General features: G+C 70.8%; 16 protein-coding genes. 2 read left to right on the forward strand and 14 right to left on the reverse strand.

The window, feature by feature from the left end; genetic code table 11:
* Positions 1-62: 62 nt before the first annotated feature.
* The 4 genes from hisH to NS184_RS05350 form a co-directional block, all read right to left on the reverse strand.
* Positions 63-698 carry an imidazole glycerol phosphate synthase subunit HisH gene (gene hisH / locus NS184_RS05335; RefSeq protein ID WP_058725104.1) on the reverse strand — a complete coding sequence of 212 codons (636 nt, stop codon included), beginning with the start codon at positions 696-698 and terminating at the stop codon, positions 63-65.
* The gene (gene hisB / locus NS184_RS05340; protein WP_058725105.1) at positions 695-1,297 is read right to left on the reverse strand and encodes an imidazoleglycerol-phosphate dehydratase HisB; all 603 of its coding nucleotides are present in this window, start codon (positions 1,295-1,297) and stop codon (positions 695-697) included. Before hisB ends, hisH begins: the two co-directional genes overlap by 4 nt.
* Complete coding sequence (locus NS184_RS05345; RefSeq protein ID WP_058725106.1) at positions 1,294-2,418, reverse strand: histidinol-phosphate transaminase; 1,125 nt, start codon at positions 2,416-2,418, stop codon at positions 1,294-1,296. The genes hisB and NS184_RS05345 overlap by 4 nt, the downstream gene beginning before the upstream one ends.
* A gap of 137 nt (positions 2,419-2,555) precedes the next feature.
* A complete protein-coding gene (locus NS184_RS05350) occupies positions 2,556-2,945 on the reverse strand; it encodes a LysM peptidoglycan-binding domain-containing protein (RefSeq protein ID WP_058725148.1) in 390 nt (129 codons plus the stop codon).
* A 236-nt stretch (positions 2,946-3,181) separates the two neighbouring features.
* Between NS184_RS05350 and lexA the strand changes: the two genes are divergently transcribed.
* Entirely contained in the window at positions 3,182-3,826 is a 645-nt protein-coding gene (gene lexA, locus NS184_RS05355) for a transcriptional repressor LexA (RefSeq protein ID WP_058725107.1), read from the forward strand.
* Between the two features lie 185 nt (positions 3,827-4,011).
* Here lexA and hflX read toward each other — a convergent pair whose 3' ends face one another.
* Positions 4,012-5,550 carry a GTPase HflX gene (hflX, locus tag NS184_RS05360; protein ID WP_058725108.1) on the reverse strand — a complete coding sequence of 513 codons (1,539 nt, stop codon included), beginning with the start codon at positions 5,548-5,550 and terminating at the stop codon, positions 4,012-4,014.
* A 61-nt stretch (positions 5,551-5,611) separates the two neighbouring features.
* On the opposite strand from hflX, the gene NS184_RS05365 reads away from it, so the two are divergent.
* A complete protein-coding gene (locus tag NS184_RS05365; RefSeq protein ID WP_058725109.1) occupies positions 5,612-6,223 on the forward strand; it encodes a class I SAM-dependent methyltransferase in 612 nt (203 codons plus the stop codon).
* Positions 6,224-6,616: 393 nt separating this feature from the next.
* Here the strand turns inward: NS184_RS05365 and dapF are convergent, their stop codons facing one another.
* The 9 genes from dapF to pgsA form a co-directional block, all read right to left on the reverse strand.
* A complete protein-coding gene (gene dapF, locus NS184_RS05370) occupies positions 6,617-7,507 on the reverse strand; it encodes a diaminopimelate epimerase (protein ID WP_058725110.1) in 891 nt (296 codons plus the stop codon).
* A complete protein-coding gene (miaA, locus tag NS184_RS05375; RefSeq protein WP_193750399.1) occupies positions 7,504-8,490 on the reverse strand; it encodes a tRNA (adenosine(37)-N6)-dimethylallyltransferase MiaA in 987 nt (328 codons plus the stop codon). Before miaA ends, dapF begins: the two co-directional genes overlap by 4 nt.
* Positions 8,477-9,970 (reverse strand): tRNA (N6-isopentenyl adenosine(37)-C2)-methylthiotransferase MiaB, encoded by a 1,494-nt coding sequence (gene miaB, locus NS184_RS05380; RefSeq protein ID WP_058725111.1) that lies wholly within the window; start codon positions 9,968-9,970, stop codon positions 8,477-8,479. The genes miaA and miaB overlap by 14 nt, the downstream gene beginning before the upstream one ends.
* A 150-nt stretch (positions 9,971-10,120) precedes the next feature.
* Positions 10,121-10,858, reverse strand: coding sequence for a regulatory protein RecX (locus tag NS184_RS05385; RefSeq protein ID WP_152998072.1), 738 nt, complete (start codon positions 10,856-10,858; stop codon positions 10,121-10,123).
* A gap of 146 nt (positions 10,859-11,004) precedes the next feature.
* A complete protein-coding gene (gene recA / locus NS184_RS05390) occupies positions 11,005-12,072 on the reverse strand; it encodes a recombinase RecA (protein WP_058725113.1) in 1,068 nt (355 codons plus the stop codon).
* Between the two features lie 257 nt (positions 12,073-12,329).
* Positions 12,330-12,554 (reverse strand): DUF3046 domain-containing protein, encoded by a 225-nt coding sequence (locus NS184_RS05395; protein WP_058725114.1) that lies wholly within the window; start codon positions 12,552-12,554, stop codon positions 12,330-12,332.
* Between the two features lie 65 nt (positions 12,555-12,619).
* Positions 12,620-12,928 carry a helix-turn-helix domain-containing protein gene (locus tag NS184_RS05400; protein WP_058725115.1) on the reverse strand — a complete coding sequence of 103 codons (309 nt, stop codon included), beginning with the start codon at positions 12,926-12,928 and terminating at the stop codon, positions 12,620-12,622.
* A gap of 153 nt (positions 12,929-13,081) precedes the next feature.
* Positions 13,082-13,648, reverse strand: a complete 567-nt coding sequence (locus tag NS184_RS05405; RefSeq protein WP_430733537.1) for a CinA family protein — start codon at positions 13,646-13,648, stop codon at positions 13,082-13,084.
* Positions 13,621-14,259: a CDP-diacylglycerol--glycerol-3-phosphate 3-phosphatidyltransferase gene (pgsA, locus tag NS184_RS05410; RefSeq protein WP_058725151.1), complete on the reverse strand. Its 639-nt coding sequence runs from the start codon at positions 14,257-14,259 to the stop codon at positions 13,621-13,623. The genes NS184_RS05405 and pgsA overlap by 28 nt, the downstream gene beginning before the upstream one ends.
* Between the last annotated feature and the right edge of the window lie 4 nt (positions 14,260-14,263).

The following is a 14,263-nucleotide window of genomic DNA, read 5'->3' on the forward strand; positions in this document are numbered from 1 at the left end:
GGCAGGGTGTGCTCGGGGGTCGGGCGTGCTCGGGGTGCCCGCGTTCGCTGCTCAGCGCCGGATCAGAGGGCCCGGACCCAGTTGCGGAGCAGCTGGATGCCGGCCTCGCCGGACTTCTCCGGGTGGAACTGGGTCGCGGTGAGCGGTCCGTTCTCCACCGCGGCGACGAACCGCTGCCCGTGCTCCGCCCACGTGAGCTTCGGCTGTCGGAAGGGGCCGTACGCCTCGAGCGGGAAGTCCGTGACTCCGTAGGAGTGCACGAAGTAGAACCGCTCGTCGCGCAGACCGTCGAAGAGCACGGAGTCCTCCGGCGCCTCCACCGTGTTCCAGCCCATGTGCGGGAGTACCTCTGCCTGGATCTCCTCGACGGCCCCGGGCCACTGCGCGAGCCCCTCGACGTCGACACCCCGCTCCACGCCCCGCGCGAACAAGACCTGCATGCCGACGCAGATGCCGAGCACGGGACGGCCACCGGCCAGCCGGTGGTCGACGATCTCGCCGCCGCGGACGGACTCGAGCTGGTCGACGACCGCGCCGAACGCCCCCACACCGGGCACGAGCAGACCGTCGGCCTCGAGCGCGGTGCGCTTGTCCGCGCTGAGCGTGACCTCGGCGCCCGCGCGTTCGAGCGCCTTGGCCGCCGAGTGGACGTTGCCCGAGCCGTAGTCGAGGACGACGACGTTCGGCTTCGCGCTCACAGGGTGCCCTTCGTGCTCGGGATGCCGTCGACGCGGGGGTCGAGCTCCACGGCGTTCCGCATCGCACGGGCGAGCGCCTTGAACTCGGCCTCTGCGATGTGGTGCGGGTCTCGTCCGCCGAGAACGCGAACGTGCACCGTGATGCCGGCGTTGAACGTGATCGCCTCGAAGACGTGGCGGACGAGGGAACCCGTGAAGTGCCCGCCGATCCGGTGCAACGCGAAGCCCTCGGGCTCGCCCGTGTGCACCAGGAACGGACGGCCGGACACGTCGACCACGGCCTGCGCGAGGGCCTCGTCGAGCGGGACCAGTGCGTCGCCGTAGCGGCCGATGCCGGACCGGTCGCCGAGGGCCTGACGGAGCGCCTGCCCGAGCACGATGCCGGTGTCCTCGACGGTGTGGTGCGCGTCGATGTCGGTGTCACCGGTCGAGCGCACCCGCAGGTCGATCAGCGAGTGCTTGCTGAACGCCGTGAGCATGTGGTCGAAGAACGGCACACTCGTCGAGATGTCGGAGGAGCCGGTGCCGTCGAGGTCGAGCTCCAGCTCGATGCTCGACTCGCTCGTGCTCCGGCTGATCGAGGCGGTGCGGGCGGTCATGCGTCAACCCTAACCGGGGGCTGGACCGCGGCCACGCGGCGCATGGCGTCGAGGAAGGCCGTGGTCTCCTCCGCCGTCCCCGCACTGACGCGGAGGTGGTTCGGGATCCCGAGGTCGCGCACGATGACGTCTTCGTCGAGCAGTGCCTCGAACGCGGCGTGCGGGTCCGCGACACCGCCGAACAGCACGAAGTTCGACCACGACTCGTAGGTGCGGTACCCCATGTCCTGGAGCTCGGTGATCATCCGGTCACGCTGCTGCTTGATGTCGTCCACCATGGCGAGCATCGCCGGGGCGTGCCGGAGGGCTGCCACCGCCGCCGCCTGGGTCAGGGCGGAGAGGTGGTACGGGAGGCGGACGAGCCGGATGGCGTCGATCACCGCCGGGTGCGCGGCGAGGTACCCCACCCGCGCGCCCGCGAACGCGAACGCCTTGCTCATGGTGCGCGAGACGACCAGCCGCTCACGACCCGGCAGGAGCGTGAGGGCGCTCGGGGCATCGTCGGGCATGAACTCGGCGTAGGCCTCGTCCACCATGACGATGCCGTCGGTCGCGTCGTAGGCTGCCGCGATCGTCTCGATGGGCAGGGGTGTCCCCGTGGGGTTGTTCGGACCGCACAGGAACACGATGTCCGGCTGGTGTTCGGCGATCGCGGCGGCGACGGTCTCGGGCGAGATGCCGAACTCGGCGTCGCGCTCTGCCGGGATCCACCGCGTGCCGGTGCCGGACGCGAGGATCGAGTGCATCGAGTAGGTCGGGGGGAACCCCAGGACGCTCCGCCCAGGGCCACCGAACGCCTGGAGGAGCTGCTGCAGGACCTCGTTCGACCCGTTCGCCGCCCAGAGCTGCTCAGGCGTCAGGAGCGCAGGGCCCTCGAGTCCCCCGTTGAGGTAGTCGGTCAGCGAACGACGGAGCTCGCTGAACTCGCGGTCGGGGTAGCGGTTCACGGTGGCGAGGGCCTGCCGGATCGACTCGACGATGTCGTCGGCGACCTCGGCCGGGACCGGATGGGTGTTCTCGTTGACGTTCAGCTGGACGCGCACGTGCTTCTGCGGAGCACCGTAGGGGCTCTGCCCGCGCAGGTCGTCTCGGATCGGGAGGTCTTCGAGCGTGAATGCCACCGATCCATCGTAGGCCGCTCGGGCGACATGAAGACCGGCCGTCCGGACGGACTCCGCACCGCACCGCACCGCACCGCACGCGGGATCTCCCCGCGTGATCGCGCGCAGGCCATCCCGTCGCGCGATCTCGGGTGGACCTACTTCGCGTCTGCGTACTCCGCGGGGATGTACTTCGCGGGGATCGCGATCTTCTCGCCCGCCTGGAGCCCCGCGCCGTCGAGCGCGTTGAGGCTCACCACGTCCTGCACGAAGTCGCGCGGGTCGGCGTTCGGAGCGGTTTCCTCCGCCAGCTGCCACAGCGTCTCGCCGGGCTGGACCGTGACCGTCTCGAAGTGCGCGGACCCGGATCCGGAGGCGTCACCGGCGGATGCGCGACCACCGTTGAGCACCGCCAGCGCGACGATCAGCAGGATCGGGAGCGCGGCGAGGGTCGTGAAGACGATCCGCCCGCGACGCGTCAGGCGCAGGCGCGTACGCACGGCGGGAGCTGCGTGACGCTGGGTCTCAGCGATGGCGATGGTGCTCATGTCGTTCTTGCCTTCCCGTTCGGTGATCCGAAGTCGTGTACCGAACATAGTTTCGAACCGGTGGCTGCACAAGTCCCCAGGAGGGATTTCTGCAGGGAATTCTCGCGACACGCTCGAACAGGTGTTTGTCCGGGTATCGGCGGTCGGATACTGTTTCGACCGACTGGGACGAGTCAAGCGGGGACCACCGACATTCCCGCCGGGCCAGGTCCCGCACCGACGAAGGGTGAGACCACGTGGCGGACGAACTGCGCGGACAGAAGCCGCTGACGCCGAAGCAGCAGGCGATCCTCGACGCCATCCGCGCGTCGATCGCCAGCCGGGGCTACCCGCCGAGCATGCGGGAGATCGGCGACGCTGCCGGTCTCTCATCACTCTCGAGCGTCTCCCACCAGCTCGGCCAGCTCGAGCTCGGGGGCTGGATCCGTCGTGACCCGAACCGACCGCGCGCACTCGAGGTCCTGGTCGACGAGCCCAGCGCCGACGCCGACGGGCCCGACGTCGACGCGACCACGCTCGTGCCGCTCGTCGGCCGGATCGCCGCGGGTGTCCCGATCACGGCCGAGCAGCACGTCGACGAGATCATCCCGCTCCCCCGCCAGCTCGTCGGCACCGGAGACCTCTTCATGCTCAAGGTGGTCGGCGAGTCGATGATCGACGCCGCCATCTGCGACGGGGACTGGGTGGTCGTCCGCTCACAGCAGACCGCGGAGAACGGCGACGTCGTCGCGGCGATGCTCGACGAGGAGGCCACCGTGAAGGTGTTCCGGCAGCGCGACGGTCACACGTGGCTGCTCCCCCGCAACTCCGCGTTCGAGCCGATCCTCGGTGACGCCGCCACCGTGCTCGGCAAGGTCGTCGCGGTCCTCCGCTCGATCTGACGCACGCGGCGCCGACGCCGTCACCGCGCTGCTCGCGAGCCGAGACGACTTCGGAACCACGGAAACGACATGGAACCAGTCCTCAAGGCTGGTTCCATGTCGGTTTCGTGGTTCGAGGCAGTGGTGAGGGACCTGCCGGACGCACCCCGTGCCTCCAGGCCGGACCGCGTCAGCGCGTCAGCGCGTCAGGACGCGACCGGCGTGACCACGAACGGGTCGAGCTCCGCGACCTGCCGCTGGAACACCCGCACCTGCAGCCGTGTCCCGTCCTCCACGTAGTCCACCGACTCCACCGCACCCGCGTCGTGCAGTGACGACACGAGGTCTCCGCGGTCGTACGGGATCACCACGGTGAGCGACACGTCGGGCTCGGGCAGGCGGTCCTCGATCGCGGCGAGCAACTCCGGGATGCCCTCGCCCGTGCGGGCGGACACGAACACGGCGTCCGGCACGAGACCGCGGAGCACGAGCCGCTGCGACTCGTCGACCAGGTCCGCCTTGTTGAACGCGACGATCTCGGGGATCTCCCGCGCACCGACGTCGCCGACGACCTCGCGGACCGTCGCCAGCTGCGCGGCGGGGTCGGGGTGCGAGCCGTCGACGACGTGCACGATGACGTCGGCCTCGCCGACCTCCTCCAGGGTGGACCGGAACGCCTCGACCAGTTGGTGCGGCAGGTTCCGGACGAACCCGACGGTGTCGACGAAGGTGAACTCGCGGCCCTTGGCAGAGTTCGTGCGCCGGACGGTCGCGTCGAGGGTGGCGAACAGCTGGTTCTGCACCAGCACGCCCGCGCTCGTCAGACGGTTGAGGAGCGACGACTTGCCGGCGTTCGTGTACCCGGCGATCGCCACGCTCGGGACGTCGTTGCGGTGTCGGTCGGCGCGCTTGGCCTCTCGCGCCGGGCGGAACCCGGCGATCTGCCGACGGAGCTTCGACATCCGCGTGTGGATGCGACGACGGTCGAGCTCGATCTTCGTCTCACCGGGGCCACGGGAACCCATGCCCGCACCGCCCGAGACCTGACCACCGGCCTGCCGGGACATCGACTCACCCCAGCCGCGGAGGCGCGGGAGGAGGTACTGCAGCTGCGCGAGTTCGACCTGGGCCTTGCCCTCGCGGGTCTTCGCGTGCTGGCTGAAGATGTCGAGGATCACGGCCGTGCGGTCGATCACCTTCACCTTGACGACGTCCTCGAGCGCACGACGCTGGGAGGGTGCGAGCTCCGTGTCCGCGATGACGGTGTCGGCCCCGGTGGCCTTGACGATCATCGCGAGTTCCTCGGCCTTGCCCTTGCCGAGGTAGGTCGCGGGGTCCGGCGTCGGCCGACGCTGCAGGAGCCCGTCGAGCACGACAGCACCTGCCGTCTCGGCGAGGGCAGCGAGCTCGCGGAGGGAGTTCTCCGCGTCCTGCGCGTCGCCCTGCGGGTACACGCCGATGAGGACGACCTGCTCGAGCCGGAGCTGCCGGTACTCGACCTCGGTGACGTCTTGGAGTTCGGTGGAGAGGCCCGTGACACGGCGGAGGGCCGCACGGTCCTCGCGGTCGTACTGGTCGCCGTCGCCCGTCCAACCGTGGTCGTCGACGGAGCGGGTCTGGATCGCCTGGGCCGGGGCGAAGATCGATGAGGTGGCGCGCTGGTCGGCGTTGCGCAGCACGCGCTCGACGACACCGTCGGCGCTGTCGTCGTGGGACTGGTGGTTCTGCTGAGGGGTATCCGTCATCCTGTCCACAGGGTACCGCCGCCACGCCCGGGACACACGGGTGAGACGCTACGGTTCATCCATGGCGAACGACCACTACTTCTCCGCCAGCCCCTCGTCGGAGATCCGAGAGCGCCAGGTGCACGTCACGCTCGCCGGTCGCGCCCTCACCCTCTCGACCGCCGCCGGCGTGTTCAGCCCGGACGGGGTCGACCGCGGTACGAAGGTCCTGCTCGGATCGGTGCCGCCGCCGGCCGCCGACGGCGCACTCCTCGACATCGGCTGCGGCTGGGGTCCGATCGCGATCACGATGGCGCTCGAGTCGCCCGACGCGCAGGTCTGGGGCGTCGACGTCAACGAGCGCGTCCTCGGGCTCGCGCGGGCGAACGCGGCGACCGCCGGGGCGACGAACGTCACGGTGGCCCTCCCCGGCGAGGTCCCCGCCGACCTCCGCTTCCGGACGATCTGGTCGAACCCGCCGATCCGCGTCGGCAAGGACGAACTGCACGACATCCTGCTCACCTGGCTCCCCCGGCTCGAGGTCGGCGGCGAGGCATGGTTGGTCGTCTCGAAGGACCTCGGCGGCGACTCGCTCCAGCGCTGGTTACGCGACACCCTCGGGTCCGACTTCACGGTGTCTCGGGCATCGACCGACAAGGGGTTCCGGGTCATCCGCGTGCACCGGGGCGCGTAGCGCGTCAGCCGCGCAGCGCGTCAGCCGCGCAGCGCGGCGGGCGCGCCGCGCGATCCGGCCCGGAGGCACGGCGGGCGTCACCGACGTCGGCCGCGGGATCCGGACTGGAGGCACGCCGGGCGTCACCGACGTCGGTCGCGGGCCACGGGCCTCCAGGCCGCGGCGGGGCCGCCCGTCGACCACCGCCGCGCACGCGTCACGGTCGTCGCGTCGCGTCGCGTCGCGTTGCGTCGCGTGGCGTCGCGTGGCGTCGCGTGGCGTCACGTCGCGTGGCGTCGCGTCGCGCTCTGTCGGCCATGCGACGAACCACGGAACCGACATCGAACCGCCCCCTCCGCCTGGTTCGACGTCGGAATCCTGGTTCGTCAGTGCGCTGTGTCCCGCGCCCGCCCGTCAGACGGTGAGGTCGCCCGAGAACACCAGCTCGGCAGGCCCGGACAATGCGACGTGCTCGCCGTCCTCGGCCGCGAACATGCGCACGGTCACGACGCCGCCGGGCACCCGCACGCGCCAGGTGTCCGGTGCACCGGAGCCGACCCAGTGCCGTGTCGCCAGGGCAGCCGCGACCGCACCGGTGCCGCACGACAGCGTCTCGCCGCTGCCACGTTCGTGCACGCGCATCGTGATCTCTCCGACGCCGTCGTTGATGAGGGGCTCCCCCGGGAGGACGAACTCGACGTTCGCCCCGGACTCCGGCGCGGGGTCGAGCACCGGCACGTAGGTCAGGTCGAGCTCGGCCAGCTCGTCCTCCGTCGCGACGGCGACCACGACGTGCGGGTTGCCCACGTCGATGCCGAGGCCGGGCCGGGCGCCGTCGAGGTTCTTCGCCCGCACGAGCACGTCGCCGGCGCCGCCACCCTCGATCCCGAGCCCCCAGCGGCCGAGGTCTGCCTGGAACCCGTTCGTCGTCCGCTGGATGTCCACCAACCCCTTGCGGGTGCCGATCGTCAGGGTCTCGCCGGGCGCGAGCTCGACCAGTCCGGACTCGGTGAGGTACCGCGCGAACACCCGGACGCCGTTGCCGCACATCTCGGCGACCGTTCCGTCGGCGTTGTGGTAGTCCATGAACCAGACGGCTTCGGGCTCCACCGCGACGAGTGCACGTCCCTCGGGCAGGGTCTCGGAGCGCACGGCACGGATCACGCCGTCCCCGCCCACGCCGAAGCGGCGGTCCGCGATGGCGCGGATGCGCTCGGGGGTGAGGTCGACGATGGCGTCGGGGTCGGCGAACAGGACGAAGTCGTTGCCGGTCCCCTGGCCCTTCGTGAAGTGCAGCTCGGTCACGCCACGATCCTACGGGCCAGCGCCGACAGGTCCGTCCGGTCCGCTCCGGTGACGTCGAGGTCCTCGGCGGTCGCGTACCGCTTGAACCACGCGACCTGTCGCCGGGCGTACTTCCGCGTCGCGAGGCTCGTCGCCGCCACCGCCTCCGCGACGGTCGCGTCCCCGCGGAGCACGTCGAGCGCCTGCGAGTACCCGATGGCCCGCGAGGCGGTCCGGCCCCGCTCGAGACCCGCGCCACGGAGGCGATCGACCTCGTCGAGCAGCCCGGCGTCGAACATGCGCTGGGCTCGCGACTGCAGCGCCTCGACCAGGTGCGCGCGGTCGCGGCGCAGGTGCAGGATCCGCGCGGGTCGCCAGGCGCGGGGCGCGGACGGGAGGCTCGGGGTGACGACCTCGGAGCGACTCGCGATCTCGAGTGCTCGGGTCAGTCGCCGCGGGTTGCGGGCGTCGATGGTCGCCGCCGCGTGCGGGTCGAGGCTGCGCAGCCGGTCGAGCAGGATGCCCGGTCCGAGTTCGTCGTGCTCCCGCTCGAGCCGTGCGCGGAGTTCCGGGTCGGTTCCCGGGAAGTCGAGGTCGAACAGCACGGCGGACACGTACAGCCCGCTCCCGCCGGCGAGGACCGCGACGCCGCCCGCGTCCTGGATCCGCGTGATCTCGCGGCGGGCGTCCCGCTGGTACGCGGCGACGCTCGCCTCGTCGGTCACGTCGAGGACGTCGAGCTGCCGGTGCGGGATGCCCTGCCGTTCCGCGGTCGTCAGTTTCGCCGTCCCGATGTCCATGCCGCGGTAGAGCTGCATCGCGTCGGCGTTGACGACCTCGGCGGGGCGACCGGCGGCCCGGACCAGGTCGGCGATCGCGACGGCGAGGTCGGACTTCCCCGTGCCCGTCGCGCCGACGACCGCGATCAGGTCGGCCGCGCGCCCAGGGCCCGCGACGGGGTCCGATCCCGCCGCCGGAGGGTGCTCGGCGTCAGCGGCCGACACGGAGCGACGGGAGGCCGAGCGACACCGGACGCGGCCCGTCACCGGGCGTGGAGGGCGTCGGCACCCCGCAGCTCTCGGCCTGCGCGCGGTCCCACGCGTCGCCCGCCCGGGTCCGTCGGATCCGCAGCGGCCCGTCGTTGTCGGCGATGAGGAAGTGCGGCGCGGCACGCGTGACCTCGACCGTGACGACGTCGCCGGGGCGCGGCACGTCCGAACCGCTCGGCACGGAGAAGTGCACGAGGCGGGAGTCCTCCGCACGACCGGACAGCCGGTGCGTCTCGTCGTCCTTCTTGCCCTCTCCGGTGGCGACGAGGACCTCGACGCCCCGGCCGACCTGCGCGGCGTTCTCCTCGGCGGTGATGCGCTCCTGCAGTGCGATGAGGCGCTCGTAGCGCTCCTGCACGATCTCCTTCGGGAGTTGGTCCGGCATCGTCGCGGCCGGCGTCCCGGGGCGGATCGAGTACTGGAACGTGAACGCGGAGGCGAACCGCGAGGCCTCGACGACGCGGAGGGTGTCCTCGAAGTCCTCGTCGGTCTCGCCCGGGAAGCCGACGATGATGTCCGTCGAGATCGCCGCGTGCGGGATCTTCGCCCGGACGCGGTCGAGGATGCCGAGGAACCGCTCGCTCCGGTAGCTCCGGCGCATCGCCTTGAGGATGCGGTCGGACCCGGACTGCAGCGGCATGTGCAGCTGCGGCATGACGTTCGGCGTCTCGGCCATGGCGTCGATCACGTCGTCGGTGAACGCTGCCGGGTGCGGGCTCGTGAACCGGATGCGCTCGAGGCCGTCGATCGCACCAGCGGCACGTAGGAGCTTGCCGAACGCCTGGCGGTCGCCGAACTCCACACCGTACGAGTTGACGTTCTGCCCGAGGAGGGTGACCTCGATCGCACCGTCGTCGACCAGCGCCTGGATCTCGGCCAGGACGTCGCCAGGGCGGCGGTCCTTCTCCTTGCCGCGCAGCGACGGGACGATGCAGAACGTGCAGGTGTTGTTGCAGCCGACGGAGATCGACACCCAGCCGCTGTACGTCGAGTCGCGCTTCGTCGGCAGCGTCGAGGGGAAGACGTCGAGGGACTCGAGGATCTCGATCTGCGCCTCGTCGTTGTGCCGTGCCCGCTCGAGGAGCGTCGGGAGGGACCCCATGTTGTGCGTGCCGAAGACGACGTCCACCCACGGCGCCTTCTCGAGGATGACGTTCTTGTCCTTCTGTGCCAGGCACCCGCCGACCGCGATCTGCATGCCCGGGTGCTCGCGCTTCACGCCCGCGAGGTGTCCGAGGTTCCCGTAGAGGCGGTTGTCGGCGTTCTCACGGACGGCGCAGGTGTTGATGACCACGACGTCGGCCTGCTCGCCGTCCGCGGCGACGTACCCGGCGGCACGGAGCGACCCGCTCAGCCGCTCCGAGTCGTGCACGTTCATCTGGCACCCGTAGGTGCGGACTTCGTAGGTGCGGGGGCGCGCTTCGACGGTGGCCATGATCGTCCCAGTGTAGGTCGATCCCCGCCCGTGCCGAGGACCCTGGAGCGGGCCGCCCGGCTCGGTCACCGCGGGGTGGACACCGAGTCGGCGGCCGTCCGGCGGCGGTGCCACCCGTCGATGCTGCCGGCAGGTGTCCCGGCCGTGGTGCTACTCGAACCGGACGGAGCCGCCACCCGGTCGCGGTCGCCTGGCTGAGCCGTCGAGCGCCCGCTCGACGGCGACCCGCACGACACCCGAGCCGTAGCCCTTGCGCATCAGGAACCCCGAGAGCCGACGCTCCGCAGTGGCACGGTCGAGCCCGCGCAGCTGTCCGGCGCGTTTGGCAGCGAGGTCGAGCGCCCGCACGAACTCGTCGTCCTGATCATCGGCCGCCGCCTCGAGGGCCGCGTCGATCGCGACCTGGTCGATGCCACGACGCCGGAGCTCCGCCACGACCCCCTGCCGGCCGAGCCCCTTGCGCTCGTGGAGCCGGTCGACGAGGTCGGTCGCGAGCGCCACGTCGTCGAGCAGTCCCACGCGCGTGAGTCGATCGATCTCGTCCTCGACGACGTCCGGCTCGAGGTCGTGCTGGGTCAGCGTCTTCCGCATCTCCGACGTGCTGACCCCGCGACGCCCGAGGGCGCGCATACTGAACCGCTCGGCGTCGGCACGCTGCTCGTCGAGCGGCCGAGGCGCGTCTTCGGGGGCGAGCTCGTCACCGCCCACGATGGCGAACACCGACGCGGTCGGGGCATCGGCCTCGGCGTCGTGGTCGTACCCTCCGCGCTCCGCTCGGGTGCTCCGCCCGCCGGCATCGCCGACGACCGGGGACACCCACTCTGCCTGCGCCTGTGCGCCACGGAGTGCCGTCGGCAGCGCGACCGGGGCGTCGGCGTCGTCGGTCACCGGCAGATCACGCGCGTCTGCTCCCGCTTCGGGCGTGGGGTCGGATGGATGGCTCCGCTTGACGCCCCGACGCGACCTCGCACCGAACAGGTCGGTGACCGGTGCGAGGTCGTCGTCACCCCGAGGGGCGCGGCCGTCCGAGGAGGTCACGCGCCCTTGCGCTCGGCGAGCTTCGGCGCGATCGAGTCGACCGGGGCCTCGGCCACAGCGTCCTTCGCCCCGCCGACACCGAGCTTCGTGAGGATCTTGCCCTCGATCTCAGCCGCGATCTCCGGGTTCTGGATGAGGAACGACCGCGAGTTCTCCTTGCCCTGCCCGAGCTGGTCGCCGTCGTAGGTGTACCAGGCGCCGGACTTCTTCACGATGCCGTGGTCGACACCGAAGTCGAGCAACGAGCCCTCACGCGAGATGCCCACGCCGTAGAGGATGTCGAACTCGGCCTGCTTGAAGGGCGGAGCCATCTTGTTCTTGACGACCTTGACGCGCGTGCGGTTGCCGACGGCGTCGGTACCACTCTTCAGCGTCTCGATGCGCCGGATGTCGAGCCGGACCGACGCGTAGAACTTGAGCGCCTTGCCGCCGGCCGTGGTCTCCGGGCTGCCGAAGAACACACCGATCTTCTCGCGCAGCTGGTTGATGAAGATCATCGTCGTCTGGGTCTGGTTGAGCCCACCGGCGAGCTTGCGGAGCGCTTGCGACATCAGGCGTGCCTGCAGACCGACGTGCGAGTCACCCATCTCGCCCTCGATCTCGGCACGGGGCACGAGCGCGGCGACGGAGTCGACGACGATGAGGTCGATCGAACCGGAACGGACGAGCATGTCCGCGATCTCGAGGGCCTGCTCACCGGTGTCGGGCTGGGAGACGAGGAGCGCATCGATGTCGACGCCGAGCTTCTTCGCGTACTCGGGGTCGAGCGCGTGCTCGGCGTCGATGAACGCGGCGATACCACCGTTGCGCTGGGCGTTCGCGATCGCGTGCAGCGTGAGGGTCGTCTTACCGGACGACTCCGGGCCGTAGATCTCGATGATGCGGCCGCGCGGGAGCCCACCGATGCCGAGCGCCACGTCGAGGGCGACCGAACCCGTCGGGATGATGGAGACCGGCGCGCGCTCATCCGAGCCGAGACGCATGACCGTGCCCTTGCCGAACTGACGATCGATCTGGGCGAGAGCGGTTTCGAGGGCCTTCTCGCGGTCCTGGGGTGAGGGCATGGTGCGCTTCCTTCGTGCTCGATGTCTGCTGCCTGTAGGCTGTCGCGCCACCCCGGCCGGTGCTGCAAGGCCGGTGCTTCTGCGACAAGGCGTCGGGCCTGTCCCGATGTCGATCAACCTACGGCGGGCCACCGACATCACTGCCGACGACCACGCCCTCGGTGGAGAGGACACCCGGACGAGTCCGTTGTGCAGGAAGCTACCACCGATAGAACACGTGTTCGAGCAACACGCCGAACAGAGTTTCGGGTGGGACGTCAGTCCTTCGGCTCGGCGAGTCCCTTGCCGTGCCGTCGGTCGATCGGCACGTCCTGGGAGTCACAGAGCGCGTCCCACACCGTGCGCGCGTCCACGCCCGCTCGGAGCGCCTCGGCAGCCGAGCGACCGCCGATGGCCTCGAGCACGACGTCTCGGGTGACGACCGCGCCGTACTCCTCGCCGAACACCTGGTCGACGGCTCGCCAGAACTCACTCACACGCACCGGACCACCCTAACGAGAACACCCCCACCGGCGGACCGGCGGGGGTGTTCGAGGGTCGGTGCGGGTCAGCGCACCGCGAGGTCGTTGTCGAACTCGGCGACGAGCTCGTCGGGCAGCGTGTCGGGGACGGGCGTGAGCCCCTCGACGACGGCGAGACGGTCACCCACCTCACGCATGATCGTGGAGATGGGCGTGTCGAGCGCGTCGGCGACCGAAGCGAGGATCTCGGAGCTGGCTTCCTTCTGTCCGCGCTCCACCTCGCTGAGGTACCCGAGAGCGACGCTGGCCTTGGACGCGACCTGACGGAGGGTCCGGCCCTTCTGCAAGCGGAAGTCCCGAAGGACGTCGCCGATTTCCTGACGAACGAGAACCATGAGATCTCCTCCTTCCTGTCGTCTCCGGCCCGCTCGATCGGGGTGATCAAGGTCGGGACCAGCAACACTAGCGTTGCCGGTTGCAGCATGCTAACCACTGGGGCTGCGGTCCTGCTGGAGATTGCGTCAGATGTAACCCAGTGGAAACGGGGCCTATTCCCCCGCGGTGGGGAGAGCGCCGTCTGCCGCCGAGGACATCCGTGCGAGGAGTTCGGAGACGGTCGCGTGACGGATTGCATCGCGATCGCCGTCGAGGTGGAGTTCCCAGGCGGTCGCTCCGTCCGCCGACGCGATCCCGACGAACACCGTGCCGACCGGCTTGCCGTCCTGCGGGTCAGGGCCGGCGACACCGGTGGTGCTGATCCCCCACGTGGCCGCCTCTCCGTCGACCGACAGCGCCGACCGGACACCGGCCGCCATCTGCCGCGCGACCTCGGGGTCGACGGCTCCGCGCTCGGCGAGCAGCTCGGCGTCGACGCCGAGCACCGAGGCCTTCACGGGCGTCGCGTACGCCACGACGCCACCCCGGACGACCGCACTGGCACCGGGCACACCCACGAGGGTCGCGACCACGAGCCCGCCGGTCAGTGACTCCGCCACCGCGACGGTCTCGCCGCGCGCGGTCAGTTCCGAGACGACCGCCCGGGCCGCCCGCGCCGCGTCGGCTCCGCTGGACGCACCCGCGAACGACGTCACGCCGCGGTCCGGTTGTGCTTCCACGCCTGCCAGAGGTAGTCGATCCCGCTGAGCACCGTCGCCAGGAACGCCGCGGTCATCAGGATGCCGTTCACCCAGTGCGCCCAGTCCCCGACGAGCTGCCACCACGGGAACAGCGCGAGCGTGATCGCGACGGCCTGCAGGACGGTCTTGATCTTCCCGCCACGGCTCGCCGGGATCACCCGGTCGGACAGCACCGCGAACCGGAACACCGTGATGCCGATCTCGCGCACCATGATCAGGATCGTCACGTACCAGGGCAGCTCACCCAGGATCGAGAGCGCGACGAGCGCCCCGCCGATGAGCACCTTGTCGGCGATCGGGTCGACGAGCTTGCCGAAGTCGGTGACGAGGTTCTGCCGACGGGCGATGATGCCGTCCGCACTGTCGGTGACGATCGCGACGACGAAGAGGACCGCCGCCCAGATCCGCACGGCGGTGTCCTGCCCGGCGTCCGCGAGCAGCAGGACGAAGAACAGCGGCGCCATGAGGATGCGCACGACCGTGATGATGTTCGCCACGTTCGCCGTCGAGGCGGGTCCGTCGCCCTTGCGGATCAGCCGCCCGCGCCACGGGAACTGCGCTGCACTGTGCGAGCCTTCGGTGCTGGTCATCGCA

The sequence above is a fragment of the Curtobacterium luteum genome (assembly GCF_001475545.1).
GTDB lineage: Bacteria > Actinomycetota > Actinomycetes > Actinomycetales > Microbacteriaceae > Curtobacterium > Curtobacterium luteum_A.

Coding starts and splice junctions, on each gene's coding strand:
- hflX (WP_058725108.1), bottom strand. CDS start 5,550: ATGACGGATACCCCTCAGCAGAACCACCAGTCCCACGACGACAGCGCC.
- NS184_RS05365 (WP_058725109.1), top strand. CDS start 5,612: ATGGCGAACGACCACTACTTCTCCGCCAGCCCCTCGTCGGAGATCCGA.
- recA (WP_058725113.1), bottom strand. CDS start 12,072: ATGCCCTCACCCCAGGACCGCGAGAAGGCCCTCGAAACCGCTCTCGCC.
- hisB (WP_058725105.1), bottom strand. CDS start 1,297: ATGACCGCCCGCACCGCCTCGATCAGCCGGAGCACGAGCGAGTCGAGC.
- miaB (WP_058725111.1), bottom strand. CDS start 9,970: ATGGCCACCGTCGAAGCGCGCCCCCGCACCTACGAAGTCCGCACCTAC.
- NS184_RS05350 (WP_058725148.1), bottom strand. CDS start 2,945: ATGAGCACCATCGCCATCGCTGAGACCCAGCGTCACGCAGCTCCCGCC.
- pgsA (WP_058725151.1), bottom strand. CDS start 14,259: ATGACCAGCACCGAAGGCTCGCACAGTGCAGCGCAGTTCCCGTGGCGC.
- NS184_RS05400 (WP_058725115.1), bottom strand. CDS start 12,928: ATGGTTCTCGTTCGTCAGGAAATCGGCGACGTCCTTCGGGACTTCCGC.